At 55.7% G+C, this 3,444-nt stretch carries 3 protein-coding genes; all 3 read left to right on the top strand.

Annotated elements, in window-relative coordinates:
* Positions 1-158: 158 nt before the first annotated feature.
* Positions 159-1,682, top strand: coding sequence for an FMN-binding glutamate synthase family protein (locus O6944_00975; protein MCZ6717722.1), 1,524 nt, complete (start codon positions 159-161; stop codon positions 1,680-1,682).
* Between the two features lie 120 nt (positions 1,683-1,802).
* Positions 1,803-2,252, top strand: coding sequence for a DoxX family protein (locus O6944_00970; GenBank protein ID MCZ6717721.1), 450 nt, complete (start codon positions 1,803-1,805; stop codon positions 2,250-2,252).
* 52 nt (positions 2,253-2,304) lie between these two features.
* On the top strand, positions 2,305-3,444 hold a 1,140-nt coding region (locus O6944_00965; protein MCZ6717720.1), incomplete at its 3' end, for a sodium:proton antiporter.

The following is a 3,444-nucleotide window of genomic DNA, read 5'->3' as shown; positions in this document are numbered from 1 at the left end:
AAGCAGTCGGGGCTCGGCGTCGGCGGCATTCCGTATACCATGCACGATATGCAGATTGAAAAGCTGTTGGTCCTGCGGTCTAAGGTGCTATAGCGTGATGAGCCTGCGAAATCATTCATCGACAGGGGTGCAGCGCGTTCTGTGATGGAGGGGGAAAAATGACAGACATGCTAGCACCCAGTTTTCTGATCTCCACGCTCGAGTTCATGGCCGCTGTTTTCATCTTTCTCATCGGCCTTGGGGTCCTGGGTGTGGTGATCATTTATATCATCGATGTTTCCCAGACCAAGCATGCGATCCGGCGCAACTATCCTGTCATAGGTCGTTTTCGCTACTTCTTTGAGCGTTTGGGGGAATTCTTTCGTCAATATTTCTTCGCGATGGATCGTGAGGAGCTTCCGTTCAACCGTGCGCAACGTTCCTGGGTCTATCGTGCGGCAAAGAACCTGGATAATACCATGGCGTTCGGCTCCACACGGGATCTTACTCCGGCCGGTACCGTCCTGTTTGTTAACTGTCCATTCCCAACGCTCGATGAAGATGCCGTGGGGGCGCAAGCAATTACCATCGGACCGTATTGCGAAAAACCCTACACCACGACCTCGTTGTTCAATATTTCCGCTATGAGCTTCGGCTCCATTTCCAAGCCTGCCGTGCTGGCGCTGTCGAACGGCGCGCGCATGGCCGGGTGCTGGATGAATACCGGTGAAGGAGGCCTGTCGCCCTATCATCTCGAAGGAGGCGCCGACATTGTCTTCCAAATGGGGACCGCAAAATACGGTGTCAGAGATCGGGATGGAAACCTGAGTGACGACAAGCTCCGGGAGGTGGCGAGTCACGACGAGCTCCGCGCCTTTGAGATCAAATTGAGCCAGGGCGCGAAACCGGGCAAGGGCGGGATCTTGCCAGGCGGCAAGGTGACAGATGAGATCGCACGGATCCGCGGCATCCGTCCGGGCGGTGCCTCCATCAGCCCGAACCGCCATACCGATATCAACAGTAACGAAGACTTGCTGGATATGATCGACCGGATCCGCACAGTGACCGGCAAGCCGGTCGGGTTCAAGGCGGTGCTCGGTGCCTACGGATGGCTCGACAAGCTGTTCGATGGCATTAAACGCCGTGGTATCGAGAGCGCACCCGATTTTATTACGGTGGATGGAGCCGATGGCGGAAGCGGTGCGGCACCCATGCCGCTCATGGATGACATGGGATTGCCCCTTCGTGAAAGCCTGCCGCTGGTAATAGACAAGCTTAAGGAACATGGTCTGAGGGATCGAATCAAGGTCATTGCCTCCGGGAAGCTCGTGACACCCGCGGATGTCGGGTGGGCACTCTGTATGGGGACGGACTTTATCACCTCAGCGCGGGGTTTCATGTTTGCACTGGGCTGCATCCAGGCTCTGCAATGCAATAAGAACACCTGTCCGACTGGGATAACGACACATAACAAGAAGTTGCAGCGGGGGTTGGTGCCCGAAGATAAGGCGGTCCGCGTCATGCACTATGCCAAGAATATGGTTTACGAAGTAGGCATGATCGCGCATTCCTGCGGCGTCAAGGAACCGCGCCAGCTACGTCGGTATCATGCCCGGATCATCATGGGCAATGGCCTATCGAAGCCACTCGATGAGTTGCATCCGGACTTGGAATCAAAACCCGTGGCCAAGATCAGTGCGTGACGCGATCCAGGGTATTTCATCGATTCATTCGATTCATCATCTTCCAGTCACTACGACTGGCACAGCGTCATAAACAAATAGAGTCGAGAGGAGGGGACTACCATGAATGTATTTGTTTCCATGGGGTGCAAGGTGACCCAGATTCTGACCTGGCTTGGGAACTATCTGTCGCCACTGGGCCTGAGGCTCGTGTTGGCGTGGGAGTTTTGGGAGTCCGGTGTAATGAAGTTCCGGGGCGAAAACTGGTTCGCCCAGATCGAAGCCAAGTTCCCGTGGCCCTTTGATGTCATTCCTGTGGATATCAGTTGGTTTCTGGCCACTTGGTCCGAGTTGATCGGCAGTGTTGCCTTGGTTATTGGGCTCGCAACACGCTTTAGTGCTGCGGCGTTGATTATTCTTGATGTGGTCGCCTGGGTGAGCGTCCATGCGAGCCATGGCTACAACGTTTGCGACAATGGCTACAAACTGCCGCTGTTTTTTCTCATTATGTTGATTCCGCTGCTGCTGAGTGGCCCGGGCAAAGCGAGCCTTGATAATCTGATCGTCAACCGCTACTTCCGTTCAACCTAAGCAGTCCGGCCTGCTGCAGAGGCCAGTTTTTTTATAGCCGCGTGGGGTTCGGATGAATATAGCGCTTGCCGTATTGTTTTTTATGGTGCTGCTGCTCCTTGCCGTACTGGTGGAGCCACTGACGGAGCGCATCCGAGTCCCCTTCAGCGCCGTCCTGGTCGTCATTGGCTTCGTGGGATCGGAGGTGCTGGTTGCCGCAGGTTTCGATACCGGGGTCCGATGGGAGAATTTTCATGCGTTGATTTTTTATGTCTTCTTGCCGGTATTGATCTTCGAGGCGGCCTTCAGACTCGATTTCAGGTCGCTCTTAAAAGATCTGATCCCCATCGTGTTGCTGGCGGTACCGTTTATGGTACTGGCTGCTGCCATCACCGCGGTGATCGTTTATTACGGGATTGCGCACCCTTCAGGGTTCCCGTGGATAGCGGCACTCATTACCGGTGCGTTGCTCTCAGCAACTGATCCCGTGTCGGTGCTGGCGTTGCTCAAGACCACCAAAGCGCCGGAACGCCTCAACATCCTTCTTGAAGGCGAGAGCCTCTTTAATGATGCCACCGCGATTGTTTTATTTAGCATTTTGATAGCACTTGTGCTCTCGCCGGGTGAGGCAACGAGTTGGCAAGGAGCCGTTGGCGAGTTTCTGTTGGTCTGCTTCGGTGGCTTGGCATGTGGCGCGCTGTTCGGTGCGCTTGCTTATGCATTGATGGCCGCGTTCCGACAACCGGTTATCAAAGGCGTCATCACGGTGTTGTTGGTGTATTTCGCCTATCTCATCGCGGAGGTGCTGCTCCAAGTGTCCGGGGTGATGGCGGTCCTTGCCGCGGGTCTGACCCTCGGTGAGATGACGCGACGTCGTGGGGAGTCGAGGGAATGGCGCTTTGTCGAGGACCTGTGGGAGTTTGCCGGCTATATTGCCAACGCTCTCATTTTCCTATTGGCGGGGGTGACTATCACCGTGGTGATGTTTACCAGCCACTGGTTGGCTATGCTTATCGGCATCGTCGCGGTTCTCATCGCCCGGGTTGTGGTGGTCTTCGCTCTACTGGGTCCCATGAGTCGCTTGCCGGGCATGAAGGCGATCCCGTTGAGTCATCAGGTTGTCCTGACCTGGGGCGGTGTCCGCGGCGCCGTCACCTTAGCCTCGGCCCTGTCCCTGCCGTTGGCGCTGGATCCCTGGTTCACCATCCAGTCG

The organism is Gammaproteobacteria bacterium (genome assembly GCA_027296625.1).
Classification (GTDB): Bacteria; Pseudomonadota; Gammaproteobacteria; order JAKEHO01; family JAKEHO01; genus JAKEHO01.
Note: the sequence above shows the minus strand (reverse complement) of the source record. Positions and strands in the feature narration are given on the sequence as shown.

Excerpts from the sequence above, each read along its gene's own strand:
- O6944_00975 (MCZ6717722.1), top strand. The coding sequence starts at position 159 with ATGACAGACATGCTAGCACCCAGTTTTCTGATCTCCACGCTCGAGTTC.
- O6944_00970 (MCZ6717721.1), top strand. The coding sequence starts at position 1,803 with ATGGGGTGCAAGGTGACCCAGATTCTGACCTGGCTTGGGAACTATCTG.